At 66.6% G+C, this 21,147-nt stretch carries 23 protein-coding genes; 14 read left to right on the top strand and 9 right to left on the bottom strand.

Annotation, left to right across the window (positions count from 1 at the left end; translation table 11 throughout):
* Positions 1-3: 3 nt before the first annotated feature.
* From odhB to lpdA, 5 genes are all read left to right on the top strand, one after another.
* The gene (gene odhB / locus I6N89_RS17735) at positions 4-1,524 is read left to right on the top strand and encodes a 2-oxoglutarate dehydrogenase complex dihydrolipoyllysine-residue succinyltransferase (RefSeq protein ID WP_207019859.1); all 1,521 of its coding nucleotides are present in this window, start codon (positions 4-6) and stop codon (positions 1,522-1,524) included.
* Positions 1,525-1,690: 166 nt separating this feature from the next.
* A complete protein-coding gene (locus I6N89_RS17730) occupies positions 1,691-1,927 on the top strand; it encodes a DUF3303 family protein (RefSeq protein ID WP_207019858.1) in 237 nt (78 codons plus the stop codon).
* The gene (locus I6N89_RS17725; protein ID WP_207019857.1) at positions 1,924-2,316 is read left to right on the top strand and encodes an MAPEG family protein; all 393 of its coding nucleotides are present in this window, start codon (positions 1,924-1,926) and stop codon (positions 2,314-2,316) included. The genes I6N89_RS17730 and I6N89_RS17725 overlap by 4 nt, the downstream gene beginning before the upstream one ends.
* Positions 2,317-2,706, top strand: a complete 390-nt coding sequence (locus I6N89_RS17720; protein ID WP_207019856.1) for an MAPEG family protein — start codon at positions 2,317-2,319, stop codon at positions 2,704-2,706.
* 91 nt (positions 2,707-2,797) lie between these two features.
* Positions 2,798-4,186 carry a dihydrolipoyl dehydrogenase gene (gene lpdA / locus I6N89_RS17715; protein ID WP_207019855.1) on the top strand — a complete coding sequence of 463 codons (1,389 nt, stop codon included), beginning with the start codon at positions 2,798-2,800 and terminating at the stop codon, positions 4,184-4,186.
* Positions 4,187-4,360: 174 nt separating this feature from the next.
* Here lpdA and I6N89_RS17710 read toward each other — a convergent pair whose 3' ends face one another.
* The 5 genes from I6N89_RS17710 to I6N89_RS17690 form a co-directional block, all read right to left on the bottom strand.
* Positions 4,361-5,077 carry an intradiol ring-cleavage dioxygenase gene (locus tag I6N89_RS17710; RefSeq protein ID WP_207019854.1) on the bottom strand — a complete coding sequence of 239 codons (717 nt, stop codon included), beginning with the start codon at positions 5,075-5,077 and terminating at the stop codon, positions 4,361-4,363.
* Positions 5,078-5,162: 85 nt separating this feature from the next.
* Positions 5,163-5,765 (bottom strand): pyridoxamine 5'-phosphate oxidase family protein, encoded by a 603-nt coding sequence (locus tag I6N89_RS17705; protein ID WP_207019853.1) that lies wholly within the window; start codon positions 5,763-5,765, stop codon positions 5,163-5,165.
* Positions 5,752-6,486 (bottom strand): lysophospholipid acyltransferase family protein, encoded by a 735-nt coding sequence (locus I6N89_RS17700; protein ID WP_207019852.1) that lies wholly within the window; start codon positions 6,484-6,486, stop codon positions 5,752-5,754. The genes I6N89_RS17705 and I6N89_RS17700 overlap by 14 nt, the downstream gene beginning before the upstream one ends.
* Positions 6,486-7,391 carry a cell division protein FtsX gene (locus tag I6N89_RS17695; protein ID WP_207019851.1) on the bottom strand — a complete coding sequence of 302 codons (906 nt, stop codon included), beginning with the start codon at positions 7,389-7,391 and terminating at the stop codon, positions 6,486-6,488. The genes I6N89_RS17700 and I6N89_RS17695 overlap by 1 nt, the downstream gene beginning before the upstream one ends.
* Complete coding sequence (locus I6N89_RS17690) at positions 7,388-8,065, bottom strand: cell division ATP-binding protein FtsE (RefSeq protein WP_207019850.1); 678 nt, start codon at positions 8,063-8,065, stop codon at positions 7,388-7,390. Before I6N89_RS17690 ends, I6N89_RS17695 begins: the two co-directional genes overlap by 4 nt.
* A 157-nt stretch (positions 8,066-8,222) precedes the next feature.
* On the opposite strand from I6N89_RS17690, the gene I6N89_RS17685 reads away from it, so the two are divergent.
* The 3 genes from I6N89_RS17685 to I6N89_RS17675 all read left to right on the top strand — a co-directional run bounded on the left by I6N89_RS17685 (position 8,223) and on the right by I6N89_RS17675 (position 11,181).
* Entirely contained in the window at positions 8,223-9,122 is a 900-nt protein-coding gene (locus I6N89_RS17685) for a zinc-ribbon domain-containing protein (protein ID WP_207019849.1), read from the top strand.
* A 145-nt stretch (positions 9,123-9,267) separates the two neighbouring features.
* The gene (locus I6N89_RS17680) at positions 9,268-10,752 is read left to right on the top strand and encodes an AMP nucleosidase (RefSeq protein ID WP_207019848.1); all 1,485 of its coding nucleotides are present in this window, start codon (positions 9,268-9,270) and stop codon (positions 10,750-10,752) included.
* A gap of 141 nt (positions 10,753-10,893) precedes the next feature.
* Complete coding sequence (locus I6N89_RS17675; protein ID WP_076701683.1) at positions 10,894-11,181, top strand: HU family DNA-binding protein; 288 nt, start codon at positions 10,894-10,896, stop codon at positions 11,179-11,181.
* 63 nt (positions 11,182-11,244) lie between these two features.
* On the opposite strand, the gene I6N89_RS17670 is transcribed toward I6N89_RS17675, so the two are convergent.
* From I6N89_RS17670 to I6N89_RS17655, 4 genes are all read right to left on the bottom strand, one after another.
* Positions 11,245-12,057, bottom strand: a complete 813-nt coding sequence (locus tag I6N89_RS17670) for a transglutaminase-like domain-containing protein (protein WP_236016707.1) — start codon at positions 12,055-12,057, stop codon at positions 11,245-11,247.
* 225 nt (positions 12,058-12,282) lie between these two features.
* Positions 12,283-12,984, bottom strand: a complete 702-nt coding sequence (locus tag I6N89_RS17665) for a GNAT family N-acetyltransferase (protein WP_207019847.1) — start codon at positions 12,982-12,984, stop codon at positions 12,283-12,285.
* Between the two features lie 3 nt (positions 12,985-12,987).
* Positions 12,988-14,373, bottom strand: coding sequence for an aspartate aminotransferase family protein (locus I6N89_RS17660; RefSeq protein ID WP_207019846.1), 1,386 nt, complete (start codon positions 14,371-14,373; stop codon positions 12,988-12,990).
* A 292-nt stretch (positions 14,374-14,665) separates the two neighbouring features.
* A complete protein-coding gene (locus I6N89_RS17655) occupies positions 14,666-15,535 on the bottom strand; it encodes a branched-chain amino acid aminotransferase (RefSeq protein WP_207019845.1) in 870 nt (289 codons plus the stop codon).
* Positions 15,536-15,696: 161 nt separating this feature from the next.
* Between I6N89_RS17655 and I6N89_RS17650 the strand changes: the two genes are divergently transcribed.
* The 6 genes from I6N89_RS17650 (at position 15,697) to dxs (ending at position 21,014) form a co-directional block, all read left to right on the top strand.
* On the top strand, positions 15,697-16,209 hold the full coding sequence (locus I6N89_RS17650) for a MarR family winged helix-turn-helix transcriptional regulator (protein WP_207019844.1): 513 nt from the start codon (positions 15,697-15,699) through the stop codon (positions 16,207-16,209).
* A complete protein-coding gene (locus tag I6N89_RS17645; RefSeq protein WP_207019843.1) occupies positions 16,206-16,907 on the top strand; it encodes a response regulator in 702 nt (233 codons plus the stop codon). Before I6N89_RS17650 ends, I6N89_RS17645 begins: the two co-directional genes overlap by 4 nt.
* 124 nt (positions 16,908-17,031) lie before the next feature.
* Entirely contained in the window at positions 17,032-17,958 is a 927-nt protein-coding gene (locus tag I6N89_RS17640; RefSeq protein ID WP_207019842.1) for a histone deacetylase family protein, read from the top strand.
* Positions 17,955-18,197: an exodeoxyribonuclease VII small subunit gene (locus I6N89_RS17635; protein WP_076701659.1), complete on the top strand. Its 243-nt coding sequence runs from the start codon at positions 17,955-17,957 to the stop codon at positions 18,195-18,197. Before I6N89_RS17640 ends, I6N89_RS17635 begins: the two co-directional genes overlap by 4 nt.
* Positions 18,198-18,203: 6 nt before the next feature.
* On the top strand, positions 18,204-19,073 hold the full coding sequence (locus tag I6N89_RS17630) for a polyprenyl synthetase family protein (protein WP_207019841.1): 870 nt from the start codon (positions 18,204-18,206) through the stop codon (positions 19,071-19,073).
* A 15-nt stretch (positions 19,074-19,088) separates the two neighbouring features.
* Positions 19,089-21,014, top strand: coding sequence for a 1-deoxy-D-xylulose-5-phosphate synthase (gene dxs, locus I6N89_RS17625; protein WP_207019840.1), 1,926 nt, complete (start codon positions 19,089-19,091; stop codon positions 21,012-21,014).
* The last annotated feature ends 133 nt before the right edge of the window (positions 21,015-21,147 follow it).

Genomic DNA, 21,147 nt, shown 5'->3' with positions numbered 1-21,147 from the left:
ACAATGACGACCGAAGTGCGCGTCCCCACGCTCGGGGAATCCGTGACCGAGGCAACCGTTGCCACCTGGTTCAAGAAGCCGGGCGACAGTGTCGACGTGGACGAGATGCTGTGCGAACTGGAAACCGACAAGGTGACCGTCGAGGTTCCCTCTCCCGTCGAAGGTGTTCTGGAAGATATCGTCGCACAGGAAGGCGACACGGTGGGCGTCGACGCCCTGCTGGCCAATATCGCCCCGGCGGGCGAAGCCGGCTCGACCACCGTCGAGGAACGCCCCTCCGCCACCAAGCCCGAGGCCAAGCCGTCGTCGGACGACGCGACCCCGATCGACGTGATGGTGCCGACCTTGGGTGAATCGGTGACCGAAGCCACCGTCTCGACCTGGTTCAAGAAGGTCGGCGACGCGGTGCAGCAGGACGAGATGCTCTGCGAGCTGGAAACCGACAAGGTGTCGGTCGAAGTGCCCGCCCCCGCCTCCGGTGTGCTGACCGAGATCCTCGCCGAGGAAGGCGCCACGGTCGAGGCCGGCGGCAAGCTGGCGGTGATGTCGGGCGGCGCCGGCGCCGCGGCCTCCGCGCCTGCGGAAAGCAAGGCGCCCGCCGAAGCCCCCGCCTCCTCCGGCGGCAAGGATGTCGAGGACGCGCCGTCGGCAAAGAAGGCCATGGCCGAAGCCGGGCTCGACCCCAAGCAGGTCACCGGCACCGGCAAGGACGGCCGCATCATGAAAGAGGATGTTTCCGCCGCCATCTCCGCCGCGAAATCGGCCCCCGCCCCAGCGGCGGCTCCGGCCCAGGCGCAGCGCGCGCCGAGCCCGGCAGAGGATGCTGCCCGCGAAGAGCGCGTCAAGATGACCCGCCTGCGCCAGACCATCGCGCGCCGCCTCAAGGACGCGCAGAACACCGCCGCCATGCTCACCACCTATAACGAGGTGGACATGACCGAGGTGATGGCGCTGCGGAACCAGTACAAGGATCTCTTCGAGAAGAAGCACGGCGTGCGTCTGGGCTTCATGTCCTTCTTCACCAAGGCCTGCTGCCACGCGCTGAAGGAAGTGCCCGAGGTGAACGCCGAGATCGACGGCACCGACGTGGTCTACAAGAACTTCGTGCATATGGGCATCGCCGCCGGCACCCCGCAGGGTCTGGTCGTTCCGGTCCTGCGCGATGTCGATGCCAAGAGCTTTGCCGAGATCGAGGCGGAGATCGCCGAGAAGGGCAAGCGCGCCCGCGACGGCAAGCTCTCCATGGCCGAGATGCAGGGCGGCACCTTCACGATCTCGAACGGCGGCGTCTACGGCTCGCTGATGTCCTCGCCGATCCTGAACCCGCCGCAATCGGGCATCCTCGGCATGCACAAGATCCAGGACCGCCCGATGGTCATCAACGGCGAGATCAAGATCCGCCCGATGATGTATCTGGCGCTCTCCTACGATCACCGCATCGTCGACGGCAAGGGCGCCGTGACCTTCCTCGTGCGCGTCAAGGAAGCGCTGGAGGATCCGCGCCGGCTGCTGATGGATCTGTAATCGTATCGCCCCGGGCCGGTTCCCCCCGGCCCGGGGCTCCCTGACGCACCATGCCGCGCAACCGACCGGAGGACAGGACGTTGACCTACCATCGCCTCAGCGCGACCCGGGCAGAGGTCATCGTGGGCGACCGCGCCCGGCCTGCAACGCGACCGGAGACCAAGGCATGACCCTGCAACTTCTCACCCGCCACACCAGCTTCGACGAGGCGCATCACGACGCCGACGCCGAGAACCGCGCCAATGCCGGCCTCACCTTGCTACAACGCTGGACAGAAACCGAGGGCGGCGCCACCTGGCTGCTCTACGAGGCCAACGACCGGGCCAGGGCACAGAACTGGCTGAGCAAGGCGCAAAGCCTCGGCCACGCCCCCAGTTCCGCACATTTCCTGAGGACCGCATGACGCCCGAACTCGCTGCCCTCGCCGCCACCGTGTTCGTCCATCTCGCCGCGATGATGTGGTCGCAGCGTTCGCTCGAGGCCGATGTCGGTCGCGAGGGCAACACCGGCCCCCGCGACGGCATCGAAGACCGTCTCTCGGACCGCACGAAACGCATGCGCCGCGCGCTGGCCAACCATGTCGAGAACACCGGCCTGTTCATCATAGCCGTCATGCTCGTCGAGTTCACTGAAAGCAACGGCGTGCTGACCGCCCTCTTCGCCTGGATCTACGTGGCCGCGCGGGCGCTCTACCTGCCCGCCTATGCCTTCGGCTGGGTCCCCTGGCGGTCGGTCATCTGGCTGGTCGGTTTCGTCAGCACCCTTGCCATGATCCTGTTGAGCGTTTTCTGAATGACCCCCGAACTCACCGCCCTCGCCCTCGCCGCGCTGTTGCAGATCGGCCAGATGGCGCTCTTCTCCGTGCTGGCACAGAAACAGGTGGGCCGCGACTATGCCGCCTCGCCGCGCGACACGCCGCGCACGCTCAGCGGCCATGCGGGCCGCGCCCAGCGGGCGATGAACAACCATTTCGAGGGGCTGCTGCTCTTCGCCATCGCCACGCTGCTTGTCACCTATACCGACAAGACCAGCGCCATCACCGTGCTCTGCGCGCTGACCTACCTGATCGCCCGGGTGCTCTATGTACCCGCCTATCTCTTCGCCTGGACGCCCTGGCGCTCGCTCATCTGGGCCATTGGCCTGCTCGCAACGACAATTCTGCTGATCGCCGCGCTTTTCTAGCGTTTCCATTGGCACCAAATATCCCGGGGTGAATGCGGCGCAGCCGCAGAGGGGCTGGCCCCTCCCCGAACAAAAGAGGAAAGGACATCCCATGGCACAATACGACGTCATCGTGATCGGCGCGGGCCCGGGCGGCTATGTCGCCGCCATCCGCTGCGCGCAGCTGGGTCTCAAGACCGCCTGCGTCGAGGGCCGCGACACCCTCGGCGGCACCTGCCTCAACGTCGGCTGCATCCCGTCGAAGGCGCTGCTGCACGCCTCCCACCAGCTGCACGAGGCCGAACACAACTTCGCCAGCATGGGGCTGAAGGGCAAGGCGCCGTCGGTCGACTGGAAACAGATGCTCTCCTACAAGGACGACGTGATCGGCCAGAACACCAAGGGCATCGAGTTCCTGTTCAAGAAGAACAAGATCGACTGGATCAAGGGCTGGGCCAGCATCCCCGAAGCCGGCAAGGTCGTGGTCGGCGACGATACCTACGAGACCAAGAACATCATCGTCGCCAGCGGCTCCGAGCCCAGCTCGCTGCCCGGCGTCGAGATCGACGAGAAGGTCGTGGTCAGCTCCACCGGCGCGCTGGAGCTGCCGAAAGTGCCGAAGAAGATGGTCGTCATCGGCGCCGGCGTGATCGGGCTGGAACTGGGATCGGTCTACAAACGCCTCGGCTCCGAGGTCTCGGTGATCGAATTCCTCGACGTCATCACCCCCAGCATGGACACCGAGGTGCAGCGCAGCTTCCAGAAGATGCTGACCAAGCAGGGGCTGGACTTCACCCTCGGCGCGGCGGTGCAGAAGGTCGAGGCCTCCAAGACCAAGGCCAAGGTCACCTACAAGCTGCGCAAGGATGACAGCGAGCATGAGGTCGACGCCGATGTGGTGCTCGTCGCCACCGGACGACGCCCCTTCACCGACGGTCTGGGGCTCGACAAGCTTGGCGTCGCGGTGAGCGAGCGCGGCCAGATCAAGACGGACGGCCACTGGCAGACCAATGTGAAGGGCATCTACGCCATCGGCGACGCCATCGACGGGCCGATGCTGGCGCATAAGGCTGAGGACGAGGGCATGGCCTGCGCCGAGGTGATCGCCGGCAAGCACGGCCATGTGAATTACGGCGTCATCCCCAGCGTGATCTACACCTGGCCCGAGGTCGCTTCGGTCGGCGCCACCGAGCAGGAGCTGAAGAACGAGGGCAAGGCCTACAAGGTGGGCAAGTTCCCGTTCATGGGCAATGCCCGCGCCAAGGCGATGTTCGCCAGCGAAGGCTTCGTCAAGATCCTCGCCGACAAGGAAACCGACCGCATCCTCGGCGCGCATATCATCGGCCCGGGCGCCGGCGATCTGATCCACGAGGTCTGCGTGGCGATGGAATTCGGCGCCTCCGCCGAGGATCTGGCCCTGACCTGCCACGCCCACCCGACCTATTCCGAGGCGGTGCGCGAGGCGGCGCTGGCCTGCGGCGACGGCCCGATCCACGTCTGAGCCCCCAAGATCCCGAGACAAGGCAAAGGCCCCCGCGCAACCGCAGGGGCCTTTCGCGTCAAAAGCCTTCGAAGGCTTTTGCAATTTCCTTCGAAGGAAATTGCCCGCCCTGCAACCACAATCGCGCGTCGCCCCTAGGGTGGGTTTCCAACCCACCTTCGCACGAAAGCCCGCTCAAATCCCGGCGTCGATCCCCACCACCAGCGCGGCGTCATACCCGCCGGGCTCTTCGCGCATTGCCGCATAGGCCCCCTCGCCCGCGCGCTGTGCGATCCGGTCGTTCCGGTTCCTCGTGTCGCTCTCGCCCCGCGCATTATAGGGCGGTCGCGTGCGGAACAGCACCTGGCTCAGCGCGTCGGGAAAGAAGATCTGGCTGGTCAGCACCGAACGGTCGTCGAGATAAACCTTGTAATGAATATGGGTCGAGCGCCCGCGATACCAGCCGGGATAGATGGTCGCGAACCGCGCCACCCCGTCGTCCCCGGTCATCTGCGTGCCGCGCAGAAAGGTCTCGCCCCGCGTATCGGCGCGCCGGTCGCTGCCCTGCCGCGCATAGCCCGAGTAGTTCCCTTCCGCATCGCAATGCCAGACATCCACCCGCGCGCCCGGCACCGGCTCGCAGGACGCCGTCACCACCTGCATGCGCAGCCGCATCGGCACGCCCTCGCGATCTTCGGTGATATCGCTGCGCACCAGCCCCTCACCCAGATAGTAGGGCCCCTCGGTCACCTCGGGCATGACCATGCAGACATTCGGCGTGATCAGCCCGGCGGATTGTGCCTCGGCGCGCGCCGCCCGGGAAAAAACGCCGATGCCGAAAGCGGCGATGGGGGAGGCGGCAAAGCCAGCCAGCAGGGCGCGGCGGGGGATCTCGGGACGGTCTGCGGACATCGGGGGTCTCCGGAATTGTGATCATCCAGAGTGTAACGCGACGGCGGCAAAGGCCCGTCCCAAACCCTTTTCACGTTTTCGCGGGTTACCAGAGCGTGGTCTTCGCCCGCTCGGGATAGCTGCGGTCCCAGGCGCCGGCCTCGATCTCGCCGCTGGTCATCTCGGCAAGGATCTCGCCCATGCTCGGCGTTTCGGCGCTGTCGTCGCGCCCCCAGATCCCTGAGCGCAGCAGCGCCTTGGGGCATTGCGCGTAGAGCTCGGCGATCTCGATCACCGCGACCGTGGCCGGCAGCTTGCCCTTGTGCTCGAACCGGGCGCGCAGCTCCGCGTCGTCGGTGAGCCAGGCGGTGCCGTTCACCCGCACGACAAGCGTATCGCCCGGCACCATGAACATCAGCGAAATGCGCCCGTCCCGCACGATATTGCGCAGCGAATCGAGCCGGTTGTTGCCGCGCCAGTCGGGCAGTGCCAGCGTGCCGGGATCGAGCTCCAGCACCACCGGACCGTCATCGCCGCGCGGCGTGCCGTCCGTGCCCTCCGGCCCCACGGTCGAGACCACGCAGAAGCGCGACGCGGTGATCCAGCGCCGGTAGGCCGGGGTCATGCGCTGCGCGACCTTGCGCAGCGAGGCGCCGCCGGGCGTGCCATAGAGCGTCTCCAGCTCCGCGATATCCTCAATCCGCCGCATGGCCTGTCGCCTCCTCGTAAAGCGCGTCGCTCGCCGTCTCGACCTCGGTCTCAAGCCGCTTGAGAAAGACGTCCTTCGGCAGCCCCGGCTCGATCACCGGCAGGAACTCGACCACGGCAAGGCCGGGCTTGCGATAGATGCCCTTGCGCGGCCAGAACACACCCACGTTGGTCGCCGCCGGCACGCATGGCTGGCCGCTCTGCGCATAGAGCAGCGCCGCGCCTACCTTGTAGGGCTTGTGCACCCCGGGCGCCACGCGGGTGCCCTGCGGATAGATGATGAGCTGCCCGGGCTCCGCCGCGCCGCGCTCGACATCGCTCAACATCTGCGAGATGGCGGCGCCGCGCTTGCCGCGATCCACCGGCACGCAGCCGATGCGCAGCGCGTATTGCCCCAGAACCGGTGCCCAGAGCAGCTCGCGTTTCATGATGAATTTCGCCGCCGGAACGGCGCTGAAGATCATGATGATGTCGAAAAAGCTCTGATGCTTGGAGGCGATCAACACCTCGCCGGTGGGCGGCGTGCCGCGGATCTCGGATTTAAGCCCGACCATCCAGGCCGCCGTCCAGCGCGACCAGCGGCACCAGAGCTGGCAGGCCACGCGGGCGCCCCGGCGCGACACCATCGCCCAGGGAAAGAACAGGATGCCGATCACCGCCATGGCCCCATAGACCTGCCCGACAAAGATCAGCGAACGCAGCCAGCGGAACGCATATCTCATCAGCTCAAGCCTCCCAATACGCGGCGCGCGGCCACCGCCGTGGCGATAAAGGCCACCGCCGCCGCCAACGGCGGCACCAGCAGCGGAATGAGCCAGTGCCAGTCGCGAAAGCCGAGCCCGGTGAGGAACCCGGCGGTCTCGCTTCCGGCGGGCATCAGCAGCACCGCGACGATGCCCAGCGCCGTGCCCGCCGCAGCCCCGGTGAGCGCGCGCAGGGTAAAGCGGCGCACGAAGGCGCGGGCGATATAGATATCGGTGGCGCCCACCAGCCGCAGCACCGCGATGACCTGCGCATTCGCCGCCAGCGCCGCATTGGCCGCCAGCGTCACCATCGCGCCCACCGTGGCGGCGATCAGCAGCGCCGAGACCCAGCCCAGCAGGTTCAGCCGCGCCGCCGCCGCCACCAGCGGCTTGCGCCAGCGCGCGTGATCGTCGAGCACAGCGCCCGGCACCTCGGCCTGCAAGCGCAGCCGCAGCCCCGCCGGATCGTAGCCCTGTTCGGTTTCGATCACCTCGATGAGCTGCGGCACCGGCAGCGAGGCCACCGGCAGATCCGGGCCGAACCAGGGTTCGAGCAGCGCCTGCTGCTCGGCCTCGCTCAGCGCGCGGGCCGAGGCGACACCGGTGGTCTGTTCCAGAAGCCGCAGCGCGGCGGCGGTCTGCGCCGCCATCTGCCCCTCGGGGGCCGAGATGCGCACGGTGGAGGCACGGGCCAGCTCGTCGCCCCAGCTTGCTGCGAGCCGCCCGGCGGCCAGCGACAGCGCCAGTGCGAAGACCGCGAGAAAGGCCATCGCCGCGGCCACAAAGAGCGTCAGCCGCGCGGTGAAGCCGGTGGGCGGCACCACCCGGTCGGCGGCCTTGTCGCCCTTGGCGAGCGCGCGGAAGGTGGCGGGCGAGAGCTTCAAAGATCCGCCCCCGCGGTCTGGAGCCGGCGGTTGGAGATCCGCAGCACCCGCGCCTGCACCTGTGCCTTGGCAGCGCGGATCAGTTGCAGATCGTGGGTTGCGATGAGGATGGTCTTGCCCATGCGGTTCAGCTCCACCAGCAGCGTCAGCAGCCGCTGCGACATCTCCCAGTCGACATTGCCGGTTGGCTCGTCGGCCAGCACCACCTCGGGCGACATGATCACCGCGCGGGCCAGCGCCGCGCGCTGGCGTTCGCCGCCCGAAAGCTCCGGCGGCAGCGCCATGGCGCGCCCGGTCAGCCCGACCCAGGCGAGAAGCTCGCGCAGGTTCTCGTCCTGCCCCGGCACCGCCTGCCCGGCAACGGCCAGCGGCAGCGCCACGTTCTCGGCAACCGGCAGGTGATCGAGAAACTGGCAATCCTGATGCACGACCCCGACGCGGCGGCGCGACAGCGCAATCGCGTCGCGGTCCATATGCGTCACATCGCTGCCGAAGAGCCGCACCTGCCCCGAGGTCGGGCGCAGCGCGCCGTAGCAGAGCTTGAGCAGCGTCGTCTTGCCGGCCCCGGACGGGCCTGTGAGGAAATGGAACGACCCGGCCCCCAGTTGCAGCGACAGATCGGACAGAAGCTCTCCGCCGCCATAGCTATAGGCCACATTTTCGAGCTCGATCACGCGCAAGCACCCCAGGGAAGTCAGCCCCTGTTGTGCATGAGCCGCGCCGCATATGCAATCCGCCGCACTGCCCGAAAATGGGCTTTCCCCGCCAATCGCGGTAACCTATTGTCCCGCAATAAGGACCGCCCGAACACATGCAGGAAGATGGGGCCAGATGCGGCTGATTTGCCCGAATTGTGGCGCTCAATACGAAGTGCCCGCCAACGTCATCCCCGAGGGCGGGCGAGATGTGCAATGCTCGAATTGCGGCCACACATGGTTCCAGGCGCATCCTGACGACGACGCCGATCTGGCCGACGAGCTGGGCCGCGCCCTGCCCGATACGGACTGGTCGCCCGAACCGGAGCCCGAGCCGGAATCCGATATGACCGTCGAAGCGCCCGAGCCAGAACCTGCCCGGGAACCCGAACCGGAACCCGACGAAGAGCCGGCGCCGCAACCGGCGCAGCGAGCGCGCGGGCTAGACCCGTCCGTGGCGGAGGTGCTGCGCGAAGAGGCCCAGCGCGAGGCCGCCCGCCGCGCTGCCGAGGCCGGATCACTGGAAAGCCAGCCGGAGCTGGGCCTCTCCGAACCAGCCGAGGACGAGGCCGCCCGCCGATCCCGCGAGGCGCGCGAACGCATGTCGCGGATGCGCGGCGAAGAGGAAGAGCCCGAGGCTCAGGTAGACGAAGCCCCGGAAACCGTGGCAGCTGCCGCCGCCGCCGGCTCACGCCGCGAATTGCTGCCCGATATCGAAGAGATCAACCAGACGCTGCGCGCCTCCTCCGAGCGCCGCAGCATGGAAACACCGCAGGGCCGGGCCGCCATCGAGGAAGAGGACGACGCAAGGCGCGGCGGCTTCACCAGCGGTTTCCGGCTGGTTCTGGGGCTCGCCATCTTCGCCGTGGCGCTATATCTCGCCGCTCCCAAGCTTTCGGAGATGATGCCCGGCATCGCACCGGCGCTCGACGGCTATGTGGCGCAGGTCGATGGGCTGCGGCTGTGGCTCGACGGGCAGGTGACAGCGCTGTTGCAGATGCTCGACGGGATGAGTTCCGAAGCGACCGGTGAATAGCCCGGACGGTGGGCACTCCCGCCCACCCCAGGCAGCCCGCCATTCCCGCTGCCAACGCCTTTCCGCAACATGCCGGCGCAGCGCGGCTTGAACGCTCCCGCCCTTGGTGTCACGCTGCGAAAAACGGCAAGCAGAAGAGGCAGGAATGCAGGACAGTCAGGCACCGCTGGAAATCGTTTCTCCCGACGCACCGGATCCGGAGCTGTTCTCCGATGCCAGCGCCGCTGTCGACCGGCTTTGCGAGCTCTACGATCTCTCAGTTGGCTTTCTGCACGATCGCTTCCTCGATGCCATGGCCAGCGGCCATCCCGGCGCGCGCTATCGCGCCTTCTATCCGGAAGTACGGATCACTACCTCGACCCATGCCAAGGTCGACAGCCGGCTGAGCTTCGGCCACGTCCCCGCACCCGGAACCCATGCCACCAGTATCACTCGGCCCGATCTCTTCCGGCACTATCTCAAGCAGCAGATCGGGCTCCTGCTCACCAATCACGGCGTGCCGGTGCAGATCGGGCTTTCGACCACCCCGATGCCCGTGCATTTCGCCGTCGCCAATTACCCAGACCTCTCGGTGCCACAGGAGGGGGCGGGACGCTTCATCCTGCGCGACGTGTTCGACGTGCCGGACCTCGGTGTGACCAATGACGACATCGTCAACGGCGTCGCCAAGCCGGCGGCGGACGGCGCCGGGCCGCTCGCGCCCTTCACCGCGCAGAGGGTCGATTATTCGCTCGCCCGGCTGGCGCATTACACCGCCACCGATCCGGTGCATTTCCAGAACCACGTTCTCTTCACCAACTACCAGTTCTATGTCAGCGAGTTCGAGGCCTATGCCCGCGAGCGGCTGGCCGATCCCGACAGCGGTTATGTGAGCTTTGTCTCGACCGGGAATGTCGAGATCACCGACCCGGACGCCGAGATCCCGCCCAGCCCCAAGATGCCGCAGATGCCGACCTATCATCTCAAGCGCGCCAATGGCTCGGGGATCACGCTGGTCAATATCGGCGTCGGCCCGTCCAACGCCAAGACCGCCACCGACCATATCGCGGTGCTGCGCCCGCATGCCTGGCTGATGGTGGGCCATTGCGCCGGCCTGCGCAGCTCGCAGAGCCTTGGCGATTTCGTGCTCGCGCATGCCTATCTGCGCGAGGACAAGGTGCTCGACGACGACCTGCCGGTCTGGGTGCCGATCCCGGCGCTGGCCGAGATCCAGGTGGCGCTGGAGACCGCCGTGGCCGAGGAGACCCAGCTCGACGGCTACGATCTCAAGCGGATCATGCGCACCGGCACCGTGGCCAGCGTCGACAACCGTAACTGGGAGCTGCGCGACCAGTCCGGCCCGGTGCAGCGCCTGTCGCAATCCCGTGCCGTGGCGCTCGACATGGAGAGCGCCACCATCGCCGCCAACGGCTTTCGTTTCCGCGTGCCCTACGGGACACTGCTCTGCGTGAGCGATAAACCGCTGCACGGAGAGCTCAAACTGCCCGGCATGGCGAGCGATTTCTACAAGACTCAGGTTGCGCGTCACCTGATGATCGGTATACGCGCCATGGAACGACTGAGGGGGATGCCGCTGGAACGGCTGCACAGCCGGAAGTTGCGTAGCTTCGAGGAAACAGCTTTTCTCTGACGCAGCGGAAAACGGCCAAAACCGGCACAAAATGCGCAGTTTTCACTTGCAAACCTCCCCTAATCGTTGTGATTGAACTCCATATGATGTTATATTCTCGCGATGAGGCCCAATCCTTCGGGCAGTTAAGGAGACCATGAAATGGCGAAACCGATGACCAAGACCCAGCTGGTGGCTGCTCTGGCCGAAGAGATGGGCGCCGACAAAAAGACCGCGACCACCGCGCTGGACGCGATCACCGATATCATCACCAAGGAAGTGGCCGCCGGCGGCGCCGTGACCCTGCCCGGTGTTGGCAAGATCTACTGCCGCGAGCGCCCCGAGCGCATGGTGCGCAACCCCGCCACCGGCGAGCAGTTCAAGAAAGAGGCCGACAAGCAGGTCAAGATGACCATTGCCAAGGCTCTCAAGGACAGCGTGAACGGCTAATCCGCCTCCGCTGCCTGCAAGCACCAAGGGTCGCTCCGGCGGCCCTTTTTTCTTGCCCGAATGTCAGACGGTCTCTTCGGTCCAGACCTCGAACCCTGTAAGGGTGTTCTGCCCGAAGCTGTGGATCAGCGGCACATCCGCCGCGTCGCGCCCGCGCGCCACAAGCACCCGCCCGATGCGCGGCATCGTGTCGTTGTTGCGCGGGTCGAAAACCCACCAGGCGCCGCCCAGATAGACCTCCATCCAGGCCGAGAAATCCCCCGGCGGATAGGGCGGCGGCACGCCGATATCGCCCAGATAGCCGGTGCAGTAGCGCGCCGGAATGTTCATGCAGCGGCAGAGCGTGACCGCGAGATGGGTGAAATCGCGGCACACCCCGCGCGCCTCGGCATAGGTCTGCGAGGCGGTACGGGTGGCACGGGCGTATTCATAGCCGAAGGTGACATGCCGGTGGGCGAAATCGCAGATCGCCTGCACCCGCCGGCTGCCCGAGGGCACCGCCTCGAAGAGCCGCCAGGCCTCGTCCGAGAGCAGGTCGGTGTCGCAATAGCGGCTGCCCAGCAGATAGGTCAGCGTGTCCTCCGGCAGTGCCTCCACCGGTGTCTGCGGCAGGTCGGGCGGCACCGGATCGGGCGCGCCCGTATCGTGCAGCACGCCGGAACTGCCGATGCTGAAGGCGCCTGCGGGGGCCACCAGCTTGGTGCACCAGTTGCCGAACCCGTCGCGATAGGCGGTCAGCGGGACCGACGGCGTGGTGACGACATAATCGGGGCGTTCGAGATCGCCGGCGCGCGAGTAATGCGCGCTGAGCAGGGCGATCATCGGGGTGGGCTGCGGCAGGTCGAGATGAAAGCGGCAGCCGAATTTGATGCGCATGACGCGTGGCCCTCCGGTTGGGGGCGCTGGCGGCACCCGCCGCGCGCCCGTCCTCTCCCCGTCTTAGGCCATGGCGCGGTATTTGTCGAAACATGGCTGCGGATCGGCGCCGGGTTTCGCGCATCGCAAAGCGGGCGGGCAAAAACTGCCCACCGGCTCGGCACTTGCGCTTTCATCTTTCCGCAAAATACTCCCGCCGGAGGCGTCCCGGCCTTTCCGTCGCGCTCAGCCCAGGCTGGCGAGCGCCGCCTTCTGTCGCCCGTCTTCGGTGAAGTTCGCGGGCGCGAGCCAGGCCTCAAGCCGGGCTTTCACCTCGGGCCATTCCCGGTCGATGATCGAGAACCACGCGGTGTCGCGGTTGCGGCCCTTGACGATCACCGCCTGCCGGAAGGTGCCCTCATATTTGAACCCCAGCCGCTGCGCCGCCCGGCGCGACGGCGTGTTCAGCGCGTCGCATTTCCATTCGTAGCGGCGATACCCCAGCGTGTCGAAGGCGCGCGCCATCATCAGATACATCGCCTCGGTGGCGGCGGCGCTCTTCTGGAGCTTTGGCGCGTAGTGGATATTGCCCACCTCGATCACCCCGTTGGCAGGGTCGATGCGCAGATAGGAGCAAAACCCCTGCGGCGTGCCGTCAGGATCGCAGATGGCGAAGAACAGCGGATCCGCGCTCTGCGCCGCCTCCGCCGCCCAGCTCTCGGCCTCGGCGAGATCGACAAAGGGGCCGCGTGGCAGATAGGTCCAGTTGCGCCCGGCGGCATCCTCGGCAAAGGCCGCGTAGAGCCCTGCCGCATGGGCGGGGCTCAGCGGTTCCAGCCGCACATAGCGCCCGTCGAGCGGTTCATGCGGCGGGCGGGGTCGCGGAAAAGACCCGTCGACCGGAAGGCCGACGGGCTGACCGAGATCGTTCATCCTGTTCTGGGACATGGGTCAGGCAAAGACTTTCGTAAGGCTCTGGTCCACCGCGTCGACGATCTGGTCGATATCGTCCCTGGTGGCAATCAGCGCAGGCGCAAAGCAGAGCGTGTTGTTGAGGCCGGGCACCGAGCGGTTGGTGGCCCCGATGATGACACCCGCCGCGTTGCAGCCCGCGACCACCGCGCCTACCTCTTTCTCCGAGACGGGCTCTTTGGTGGTGCGGTCGGCAACCAGTTCGGCGCCGAGGAACAGGCCCTTGCCGCGCACATCGCCAATCACGGCGTGCTTGTCCTTCAGCTCGGACAGGCGGTCGAGCATGTAGTCCCCCATGGCAATGGTGTTGTCGAGCAGCCCTTCATCTTCGATGATTCGCATGTTTTCAAGCGCCGCCGCCGGCCCGGCGGTGCAGCCGCCAAAGGTCGAAATGTCGCGGAAGTAGTTCATCGGATCGCTGGCATCGTCCTTGAAGAGATCGAAGACGCGCTCGGAGGTGACGCAGCAGGCAATGGCCGCATAGCCCGAGGCCACGCCCTTGGCCATGGTGACGAAATCCGGCTCGATGCCGTAATGCTGGTAGCCGAACCAGGTGCCGGTGCGACCGACGCCGCAGACCACCTCGTCGATATGCAGCAGCACGTCGTATTTGCGGCAGATCTCCTGCACCCGCTCCCAGTAGCCCGGGGGCGGCACGATCACGCCACCGCCGGCGGTCACCGGCTCCAGGCAGATCGCGCCCACGGTGTCGGGGCCTTCGCGCAGGATCACCTCTTCGATGGCGTCAGCGGCGCGCTTGCCATAGGCCTCGCCGGTCAGATCCCACTGCGCACGGTATTCCAGGCAATGCGGCACCTCGACAAAACCGGGCGCGAAGGGGCCGTATTGCGCATTGCGCTCCAGTTGCCCGCCCGCCGAGAGCGCCCCGATGGTGGTGCCGTGATAGTCGCGCTCGCGGTAGAGGATCTTGTGCTTCTTGCCGCCATAGCGCTTGTGCGCAATCTGGCGGACCATCTTGAAGGCCTTCTCGTTCGCCTCGGAACCGGAGTTGGTGTAATAGACCCGGCTCATGCCCGGCATCTTCTCGATCAGCTTCTCGGCAAAGAGCGCGCCGGGCACCGAGCCCAGGGCGCCAGCGAAATAGTTGAGCTTCAGCAGTTGTTCCGAGATCGCATCGACGATGGTCTTGCGGCCATAGCCCACATTCACCGTCCAGACCGCGCCGGACACGGCGTCGAGCGCCTCGCGCCCGTGCTGGTCCCAGACGCGCATGCCCTTGCCCTCGACGATGATGCGCGGATCGGTGGTCTCGAACGCCTTGTGCTGCACCAGATGGTGCCAGACATGGGCCTTGTCTGCCTCGACAACGTGGCTGAGATCGTTTTGCGTGAGGGTGCCGTCCATCTTGATATCTCCCGGAAAAGCGTCTCCGGCGCCTGGCCGGTCTGCGCCGGATGTTAGCACACGTATGGATGCCGGACGCAACTCCCCAGCCATGCGCCCGGGCGGCTTTCGCAGCAAATTGTGGGGAAAACCGGCAGCGCCGGAGGACCGGCCATCGGGCCCGCCGTACGGCCGGCGCCTGCGATCCAAGCGGGACACGCCCGGCAAGGTTCCGACGCGCGGGGACGCTGGCGCCTGCCGCGTTTCGGCGCGGCCACCGGGGCGGGCAGAGCACCCGCCCCGGACATCTGTCTTAGCTGCGCACCAGCGTTTCGTAGGCGCCGGCGATGTCCTTGGCCATCGCACCGACCTCGAAGTTGTAGTCGCCGATCTGACCGACCGGGGTGACCTCGGCGGCAGTGCCGGTCAGCCAGCACTGCTCGAACCCTTCCAGCTCGCCCGGCATGATGTGGCGCTCATGCACCTTGACCTGACGCTCCTTCAGCATGCCGATCACCGTCTGACGGGTCAGCCCGTTAAGGAAGCAGTCCGCCTCGGGGGTGTGCACCTCGCCGTCCTTCACGAAGAAGATGTTGGCGCCTGTCGCCTCGGCCACATAGCCACGGTAATCCATGAACAGCGCGTCCGAGCAGCCCTTGGCCTCGGCCTCGTGCTTGGACATGGTGCAGATCATATAGAGACCCGCAGCCTTGGCATGAACCGGGATGGTCTCGGGGCTCGGGCGTTTCCAGCGCGCGATGTCGAGCTTTGCGCCCTTCATCTTGGCGTCGCCATAGTAATTGCCCCATTCCCAGGCCGCGATCGCGAGGCGCACCGGGTTGCGCGCCGAGGCGACCCCCATATCCGGACCGGCACCGCGCCAGGCCACCGCGCGCACATAGGCATCGGTGAAGCCGTTGACCTTGAGCACCTCGTCCTTGGCCGCGTCGATCTCATCGGCGGTAAAGGGGATCTCGAAATCCAGCTCGCCCGCAGAGAAATGCAGACGTTCGGAATGTTCGTGGCCGAGGAAGATCTTGCCGTTATAGGCGCGCTCCCCCTCAAAGACCGAGCTGGCGTAATGCAGCGCATGGGTCAGGACATGTACCTGCGCGTCCCGCCACTCCACCAGCTTGCCGTCCAGCCAGATCTTGCCGTCGCGGTCGTCATAAGCCCCTTCCATTGTCGATCTCCTTCTAGGTGCTTTTTACTTTTGTTGCGCGCCTTACGTCCGCTTCGGACACAATGTTGCGTAAAAACTGAGACTCGCTAACAGTTCGCTCTTGGAATGTCAACAAGACTGACTTAAAATGCCGCAAAAGACGGGAGGCGAGAGGCAAGGCAATGGCAGACGGGCCGGGCACGCAGGGGCATGGCGGCGAGTCGCTGCTGTATCTGACGGACGAGCAGCTGCGGCAGGGAATCGAGGCAATGTTCTTTGCCTATCGGGGATTTACCGCAGATCCCGACCGGATCTTGCAGAGCATGGATTACGGCCGCGCGCATCACCGCGCGATCCACTTCATCAACTGCGCTCCGGGCACGACGGTCAACAACCTTCTGTCGATCCTCGGCGTCACGAAGCAATCGCTCAACCGCGTGCTGCGCACGCTGATCGGCGACGGGCTGGTCGAAAGCCGGATCGGCCGCGCCGACAAGCGCGAGCGGCATCTCTATCTCACCGAGGCGGGCAAGGAGCTCGAACACAAGCTGTCAGATGCCCAGCGCGCGCGCATGCGCGCCGCCTATCGGCAGGTCGGCCCCGAGGCGGTGGCGGGCTTTCGCCAGGTGCTCGAAGCGATGATGGATCCCGACATGCACCGCCACTACTCCGGCCTGAGGGAGGCACGCGGATGAGCGATCCCGACGCCCACCTGCTGATCGTCGATGACGACGAGCGCATTCGCGGCCTGCTTCAGAAATTCCTGATGCGCCACGGTTTCCTGGTCAGCGCCGCGCGCGACGCGGCGCATGCAAGGCGCCTGCTCGAAGGGCTGGAATTCGACATGATCGTGCTGGATGTGATGATGCCGGGAGAGGATGGCGTTAGCCTGACCCGCGCGATCCGCCAGACCAGCACCACGCCGATCATGCTGCTCACCGCCAAGGGCGAGACCGAAGACCGCATCGCCGGGCTCGAGGCCGGGGCCGACGATTACCTCTCCAAGCCCTTCGAGCCCAAAGAGCTGCTGCTGCGCATCAACGCGATCCTGCGGCGCATGCCCGAGACCACCGCCGACGAGGCCACGCCCAAGCTGCTGAGCCTCGGCCCGATCCGCTACGACATCGAACGCGGCGAGATGTGGAAAGGCGAGGACATGGTCCGGCTCACCGCCACCGAAAGCCAGCTCATGCGGATTTTCTCCGCCCGCCCGGGCGAGGCGCTGAGCCGGGGCAAGCTTGTCGAAGAGCTCGGCCGCGACAAGGGTCAGGCGCAGGAGCGCGCCGTGGATGTGCAGATCACCCGGCTGCGCCGCAAGATCGAGAGCGATCCAAAACAGCCACGCTATCTGCAAACAGTGCGCGGCGCCGGCTACATGCTCGCCCCCGACTGAACGCCGCTTTTTCGGCAGATGCGCGCGATCCGGGCAATGCGGCTCAAATCTCCGCAAATCGCGGCTTGCCCGGGCGCGGCATTCGCGGAATCCTGTCGCGGAGTGACGTCAGGGAGGCTCCGTCATGACAACCGCGCTGATCACCCATGCCGAGTGTCTGGATCACGTCACGCCGCCGGGCCACCCCGAGCAGGTCGCCCGACTCGACCATGTGCTGCACGCGCTGGCGCCGCTCGATCTCTTGCGGCTGGCGGCACCGCCGGCCAGCGATGCCGATCTCGCCCGCGTCCATCCGCAGCGCTATATCGACCGCATCAAGGCTGCCGAGCCCGAAGCGGGCGAGCATCCGCTCGACGAAGACACCTGGATGTCGCCCGGCTCGATGCGGGCGGCGCGGCGCGCGGCGGGGGCGGCGATTCGGGCGGTCGATGCGGTGATCTCGCGCGAGGTGGCGAATGCCTTCTGCGCCACGCGCCCGCCCGGCCACCATGCCGAGCGCGAGAAACCCATGGGGTTCTGCCTGTTCGGCAATGCCGCGCTCGCGGCGACATACGCGCTCGATCATCACGGGATCGACCGCGTGGCGGTGGTGGATTTCGACGTGCATCACGGCAACGGCACGCAGGATCTGCTCTGGGACGAACCCCGCGCGCTCCTGATCTCGTCGCAGCAATTCCCACTCTGGCCGGGCAGCGGCGCCGCCACCGAGCGCGGTGGCCATGACAATGTGCTGAACATCCCCCTGCCCCCGGGCAGCGGCGGCGACGAGATGCGCGCCGCCTATCGGCGCGACGCCTTTCCCCGGCTCGCCGCGTTCAAGCCCAACCTGATCGTGATGTCCGCCGGCTTCGACGCGCATCGCGACGACCCGCTGGCGCAGCTCGCCTGGTCGGCGGAGGATTTCCGCTGGCTCACGCATGAGCTCTGCCGGATCGCGGCGGAACATGCGCGCGGGCGGGTGGTCTCCCTGCTGGAAGGCGGCTATGATCTTTCCGCGCTGGCCGCGTCGGCCAAGGCGCATGTGGAAGAACTGATCGAGGCAGGAAAATGAGCGACACACCGGTCGAGGAGATGAGTTTCGAGCAGGCCATGGCCGAGCTGGAACAGGTGGTGAACCAGCTCGAACGCGGCGAGGTGCCGCTGGATCAGTCCATCGACCTCTATACGCGCGGCGCCAAGCTCAAGGCGCATTGCGAGAAAAAGCTCAAGGACGCCGAGGAAAAGGTCGCCCAGATCACCCTCGACGCCGAGGGCCAGCCCGCCGGCCTGAAAGCCGCCGAAGGGCTCTGACACCCCATGTTCAGCGAGTCTCTGGAGGCCGGCGCAGGCGCCGTGGCCGATCATTTCGACATGGTGCTGAGCGGTTTCGCCGATCTGCCGGTGACCCATGCGATGCGCTACGCGGTGACCGGCGGCAAGGGTCTGCGCGGCTGGCTGGTGCTGGAAAGCGCCCGGCTGCACGAGGTGCCGCAGGCGCAGGCGCTCTGGCCCGCCTGTGCCATCGAGGCGATCCACGCCTACAGCCTCGTGCATGACGATCTGCCTTGCATGGACGACGACGCGCTGCGCCGGGGCCTGCCGACGGTGCATCGCAAATGGGACGAGGCGACCGCCGTGCTGGCGGGCGACGCGCTCCAGGCGCTCGGTTTCGAGATGCTGGGGGACCCGCGCTGCCATGACCGCTCGGAGGTGCGCGCCGATCTGACGCTGAGCCTTGCCCGCGCGGCGGGGGCGCGCGGCATGGTGCTGGGCCAGGCGCTGGACATGGCCGCCGAAAGCACCGCCACGCCGCTCACGCTGGACGAGATCACCGCCCTTCAGGCCGGCAAGACCGGCGCGCTGATCCTGTGGTCGGCAGAGGCCGGCGCGCGGCTGGCTGAGGCCGATCTGGCACCGCTCACCGCCTATGCGCAGCGGCTCGGGCTCGCCTTCCAGATCGCCGACGACATTCTCGATGTCGAGGGCGACGCGGCGACGGTCGGCAAGGCCGTCGGCAAGGACGCGGATCGCGGCAAGGCGACCTTTGTGTCGCTGCTCGGGCTCGACGGCGCAAAGGCGCGTGCACAAACCCTTGTGACAGAGGCCTGCGACGCCCTATCTCCCTATGGTAAACGGGCCGATACCTTGCGGGAGGCCGCCCGTTTCGTTATCTCCCGCCGGAACTGAGTGCCAAGGGACGCCATGCCTCACAAGCCCCAAACACCGCTGCTCGACAAGGTCGCCACCCCCGCCGATCTCAAACGCTTCTCCGATGCCGAGCTGGATCAGCTCGCCCATGAGCTGCGGGCGGAGACTATTTCGGCGGTGTCGGAAACCGGCGGCCATCTCGGCGCCGGGCTTGGGGTCGTTGAGCTGACCGTGGCGCTGCACGCGGTGTTCGACACGCCGCGCGACAAGATCATCTGGGATGTGAGCCATCAGGCCTATCCGCACAAGATCCTCACCGGACGCCGCGAGCGTATCCGCACCATCCGCCAGAAGGACGGGCTCTCGGGCTTTACCAAGCGCAGCGAAAGCCCCTTCGATCCGTTCGGCGCCGGCCACAGCTCCACTTCGATCTCTGCCGCGCTCGGCTTTGCCGTGGCGCGCGATCTCGGCGGGGTCTGCGACACCGGCGCGGGCGATGCGATTGCCGTGATCGGCGACGGCGCGATGTCGGCTGGCATGGCCTATGAGGCGATGAACAATGCCGGCCACCTGAAAAAGCGCCTGATCGTCATCCTGAACGACAACGAGATGTCCATCGCGCCGCCCACCGGTGCGATGTCTTCCTATCTCTCGCGGCTCTATGCCGAGGCACCGTTTCAGGATCTGAAAGCCGCCGCCAAGGGCGCCGTCTCGCTGCTGCCCGAACCCTTCCGCGAAGGCGCCAAGCGCGCCAAGGAGATGCTCAAGGGCATGGCCGTGGGCGGCACGCTCTTCGAAGAGATGGGCTTTTCCTATATCGGGCCGCTCGACGGGCATGACCTGCACCAGCTTCTGCCGGTGCTGCGCACGGTCAAGGCGCGCGCCACCGGGCCGATCCTGCTGCATATGCTGACCACCAAGGGCAAGGGCTATGCCCCGGCCGAGGGCGCCGCCGACAAGGGCCATGCCCGCGCCAAGTTCGACGTGGCCACCGGCGAGCAGAAGAAAGCGCCCTCCAACGCGCCCTCCTATACCAAGGTCTTTGCGCGCGAGCTGACGCGGCTTGCCTCCGAGGATCCGCGGATCTGCGCGGTGACTGCCGCCATGCCCGACGGCACCGGGCTCGACTTGATGGCCGAGCGCTACCCCTCGCGGGTGTTCGACGTGGCCATTGCCGAGCAGCACGGGGTGACCTTTTCCGCCGGTCTCGCGGCGGGCGGGATGCGGCCTTTTTGCGCAATGTATTCGACCTTCCTGCAACGCGGCTACGATCAGGTCGTGCATGACGTTGCGATCCAGCGCCTGCCGGTGCGCTTCGCCATCGACCGCGCCGGGCTGGTGGGCGCAGACGGCGCCACCCATGCGGGCGCCTTCGACATCGCCTATATGGCGAACCTGCCGGGCATGGTGGTGATGGCCGCCGCCGATGAGGCGGAGCTCAAGCACATGGTCGCCACCGCCGCCGCGCATGACGACGGCCCCATCGCCTTCCGCTATCCGCGCGGCGAGGGATCGGGCGTCGAGATGCCGGAAAAGGGCGAGTTGCTGGAGATCGGCAAGGGCCGGATGATCCGCGAGGGCAAGCGCGTGGCGCTGCTCAGCTTCGGCACGCGGCTCTCGGAAGTGATGAAGGCCTGCGAAAAGCTCGAAGCGCGGGGGATTTCACCCAGCGTCGCGGATGCCCGCTTTGCCAAGCCGCTCGACCGCGAGCTGATCCTGCGGCTGGCGGCGGAGCATGAGGCGCTGATCACCATCGAGGAAGGCGCCGTGGGCGGCTTCGGCAGCCATGTGGCGCAATTGCTCGCCGATGAGGGGGTGTTCGACCACGGGCTGAAGTTCCGCTCCATGGTGCTGCCGGATACGTTTATCGACCACGCCAGCCCCGACGATATGTATGAAAGCGCCGGGCTCGACGCGAAGCATATCGAGGAAAAGGTGCTGACGGTGCTGGGGGTGGAGCTGCTCAGCCGTCAGGCGTGAGACCGTAAATTCAGAAGGGTCTATTCCAGCTCAGCGCCTGAGCGGTTTTATTCTGCACGATCTGAGCAGGAGTTTATAGAGGTTCTGATCGCGTGTGTTGAAGCGGAATTCAGTCTCCTTGAGAAAGACGGGA

Source organism: Salipiger abyssi (genome assembly GCF_017311415.1).
In the GTDB taxonomy this organism is placed as follows: domain Bacteria; phylum Pseudomonadota; class Alphaproteobacteria; order Rhodobacterales; family Rhodobacteraceae; genus Salipiger; species Salipiger abyssi_A.
The sequence above is the reverse complement of the archived record's forward strand: the minus strand, read 5'-3'. Positions and strand labels throughout refer to the sequence as shown.